The following is a 751-nucleotide window of genomic DNA, read 5'->3' as shown; positions in this document are numbered from 1 at the left end:
GTGATTGATTTTTGTTCTGCTCGGTACCAAGCAGCACTTCGGCATCATAAAAGACGATACCATCCGGGCAGACATCATTTGCACTGACAACGGTTTTGACCGTGCTGGCTTTGATCCGAATAATGAAATGCTTGTTCTGATCTTGCAAGTGATCGAACAGGGCATGCTCTTGGTATCCTCGATCGGCAACCACGGTATGGCCAGCAGGGGTGATAGGATCGACAAAGGGCCTTTCAGGTCCATTGCCGTCCGTGAAGAAAATTTTCGATGGAATCCCGCGGTTCAAGTCAAGACCAAAGTGGATTTTACATTTTTTGGACCCTTTGCGGTAATCCGCCCAGAGCATGGACATAGTTGCATCGATGAGTGAACCATCAAGGGCAATAAGTTTTCCGAAATCGGGGCAACGATTGGGGAGTAAGCCAGATGCCTTTTGGCGGAGTTTTTCGTAAACAATTTGGAGTTGTTCGAGTCCTCTTGAGTTGATGGCTTCCGAGAAGCTGCTTTTTTTTATGCCATTTTTCGGGGCTATGTTTTCTCGAGCAAAGTCATCCTCCTCAAGGATCTGAAGCATGTGGCGGGCAGAGACATGCTCTTCGAGGTGATAGAAAATCAACATTTTCAGTTGGTCTTCGAAAGTCATTTTAAGAGGTCTGTCTCCACGTGACGCGAGCACTTGTATTTCAGGCATAACGTCTTCAACGGGATGTAAAAATTGGAAAAATAAATCTGAGCGAAGTTTTCTCTGATA

The 751-nt window shown here is 45.8% G+C and carries 1 protein-coding gene; it reads right to left on the bottom strand.

The window, feature by feature from the left end; genetic code table 11:
• The coding region (locus JCM12296_RS35320) for a transposase (RefSeq protein ID WP_172684289.1) at window positions 1-643 on the bottom strand (643 nt) is incomplete at its 3' end.
• Window positions 644-751 lie beyond the last annotated feature (108 nt).

This window comes from Desulfosarcina cetonica JCM 12296 (genome assembly GCF_001311845.1).
Taxonomy (GTDB): domain Bacteria; phylum Desulfobacterota; class Desulfobacteria; order Desulfobacterales; family Desulfosarcinaceae; genus Desulfosarcina; species Desulfosarcina cetonica.
This window is presented reverse-complemented; position numbering and strand designations above follow the sequence as displayed.